Source organism: Mesorhizobium sp. M2A.F.Ca.ET.039.01.1.1 (assembly GCF_003998035.1).
GTDB lineage: Bacteria > Pseudomonadota > Alphaproteobacteria > Rhizobiales > Rhizobiaceae > Mesorhizobium.
The window spans coordinates 1-2,635 of record NZ_RZRY01000790.1 but is presented as its reverse complement, the minus strand read 5'-3'; the positions used below and the strand labels follow the sequence as shown (position 1 = coordinate 2,635).

Genomic DNA, 2,635 nt, shown 5'->3' with positions numbered 1-2,635 from the left:
GCTCGCGGGCGGCAATGACCGCCGCAATGCGTTGATCGGCGCCGGCATCGGCGCGCTCGCCGGCGGCGCGATCGGCGCGACCATGGACCAGAACGAGGCCGAGCTTCGCCGTCAGTTGCAGGGCACCGGCGTCAGCGTCACCCGCAGCGGCGACCAGATCATCCTCAACATGCCGTCCGACATCACCTTCAACGTCGACCAGGACGCGGTGAAGCCGGGCTTCTATCCGGTGCTGAATTCGGTCGCGCTGGTGCTGAAGAAGTTCCGCCAGACCACGGTGGACGTGTTCGGCCACACCGATTCGACCGGCGGCGACGAACACAATTTCGACCTGTCGCAGCGCCGCGCGCTCGCCGTCGCCAATTATCTCGCCGGCCAGGGCGTCGATCAGCGCCGCTTCGCCGTCACCGGCTTCGGCAAGACGCGCCCGATCGCATCCAATGCCACGGCCGCCGGCCGCGAGCAGAACCGGCGCGTCGAAATCCAGCTGTCGCCGCTCACCTGAAAGAGCCGCGCCCAACTGCGCACCGCCATCGAAGCAAAACGGTCCCGTAAGGGGCCGTTTTTTGTTGGCGTGTCCAAGGATGGGTCAAAGGTCGTAGGACATTAGCTTGTTCTAATTGATACTTTCCAAATCCAGGGAAAGGACTACCATCCAACTGTTCCAGAGGGGATGGGGCGGTCAAACCGGCCGCGCAATCGCATCTGCCGCCCCGGTCTTGCACGGCCAGATCAAGGATCTGGGAGGAATGCATGACAAGAACAGCTCGCCTCGGGCGCTGCGGCGTCCTCGTTTTGACTGGCCTTTTGGGCGCATGGCTCGGAGCCGCCACAGCCCGGGCAGAGGATGCCAGCAAGGCCGATATCGAAGCCCTGAAGAAATCGCTGGCCAAATATGAAGATTACACCGCCGCCATCCGCGACCTCTATCTGTCGACCGAAGGCTGCGTCTACTATGGCGGCGAGAAGATTGACGGCGCGATGTACTATCCTAAGGGCGCCATGGGTGTCCATTTCGTCAATGTCCCGAGCATCGGCAAGCCGCTCGACCCGATGAAGCCCAACGTCCTGATCTACGAGCCGACGAAGAAGGGTTTGAAGTTGGTCGCCGTGGAATGGCTGGTTCCATTGACGCCGGACGTGAAGGCGGTTCCGACGCTGTTCGGCCAGAAGTTCATGGGACCGATGGAAGGGCACTACCCGCTCATCCCGCGGGAGTTCGTCCACTACGACCTGCATGCCTGGCTGTTCAGGGACAATCCGAACGGCATGTTCACCCCGACGAACCCGAACGTGAAATGCACCAAGGCCGAGTTCCCGATGCTGGAAAAGCCGACCAAGATGATGCCTGGACCGATGTAGGGCAGGGCGTGCCAGCCAGCGCAAAAAAGGAAACGGCCCAAACCGGGCCGTTTTCATGTCTGCTTCTACAGGTGGAGCTTCAGACTTTCGCGACAATTCGCATGAAGGCCGGCACGTCGTCGCCGAAACCGACGGTCGCGTCGTCTTCCTCGCGATGGCGGCCGGGGCGGTCGCGCTGTGGGCGGGCGTCGCCGCGGTGCTCGTGACGGTTGCCCGAACCCTTGCGCTCGTTCTCGGAACGGATCGCGTCCTTGCGGGCGCGGCGTTCGGGGATATCGGCCACTTCAGCGACGGGCTGCTCTTCGCGCACGGGCTCGGGCGTCTCGTCCCGCTTGGCGTGGCGGTCCTTCCGGCGCTCGCCGCGATCCTTGCGGTCCTCGTCCTTGCGGCCGGCGCGACGCGGCGCGCCGCGGCCGCGGCGCGGCTGCTCCTCGCCTTCGCTTTCGGTCACGGTCGACAAGTCGCCGTCATGCCATTCGATCTTGGTGCCGATCAGCCTCTCGATCGCGTCGACATATTTGGTGTCGGAGCGGGTGGCGATGGTGAAGGACTTGCCGGCGCGCCCGGCGCGTCCAGTGCGGCCGATGCGGTGGACATAGTCCTCGGCATGGATCGGCACGTCGTAGTTGAAGACGTGGCTGACATCGGGAATGTCGAGGCCGCGCGCGGCGACGTCAGAGGCGACGAGATAGCGCAGCTTGCCGTCGCGGAAATTGTTGAGCATCTGCATGCGCGCCCGCTGGTCCATGTCGCCATGTAGCGCGCCGGCATCGAAATCATGCTTCAACAGCGACCGGAACAGTTCCGACACCTCGACCTTGCGGTTGCAGAAGATGATGGCGTTCTTCAGGTCGGCGTCTTCGGCCTTGATCAGATTGCGCAGCGTCTCGCGCTTCTCCCAAGGCTTGTTGCCGGACTTCACCAGCCGCTGCGTGATGCTGGTCGCGGTGGAGGCGGCCTTGGAAACCTCGACGCGCACCGGCGCGTGCAGGAACTTCTCGGTGAGCTTGGTGATTTCCGGCGGCATCGTCGCCGAGAAGAACAGCGTTTGGCGCGTGAACGGGATCATCTCGCAGATGCGCTCGATGTCGGGAATGAAGCCCATGTCGAGCATGCGGTCGGCCTCGTCGATGACGAGGATCTCGACGCCGTTGAGCAGGAGCTTGCCGCGCTCGCGATGGTCGAGCAGACGGCCAGGTGTCGCGATCAGCACGTCGGCGCCGCGCTCGAGCTTCTTGTCCTGCTCGTCGAAGGAGACGCCGCCGATCAGAAG

The 2,635-nt window shown here is 63.8% G+C and carries 3 protein-coding genes; 2 read left to right on the top strand and 1 reads right to left on the bottom strand.

Translation table 11 applies throughout. The annotated features are described in order from the left end of the window. Both EOA24_RS33745 and EOA24_RS33740 read left to right on the top strand, forming a co-directional pair. A partial coding sequence (locus EOA24_RS33745) for an OmpA family protein (protein WP_133374752.1) occupies window positions 1-505 on the top strand: 505 nt, incomplete at its 5' end. A gap of 248 nt (window positions 506-753) precedes the next feature. Beyond that, complete coding sequence (locus EOA24_RS33740) at window positions 754-1,362, top strand: hypothetical protein (RefSeq protein ID WP_126082832.1); 609 nt, start codon at window positions 754-756, stop codon at window positions 1,360-1,362. A 79-nt stretch (window positions 1,363-1,441) separates the two neighbouring features. On the opposite strand, the gene EOA24_RS33735 is transcribed toward EOA24_RS33740, so the two are convergent. Continuing rightward, window positions 1,442-2,635: DEAD/DEAH box helicase (locus EOA24_RS33735; RefSeq protein WP_133374751.1), on the bottom strand; the 1,194-nt coding region annotated here is incomplete at its 5' end.

Coding starts and splice junctions, on each gene's coding strand:
- EOA24_RS33740 (WP_126082832.1), top strand. CDS start 754: ATGACAAGAACAGCTCGCCTCGGGCGCTGCGGCGTCCTCGTTTTGACT.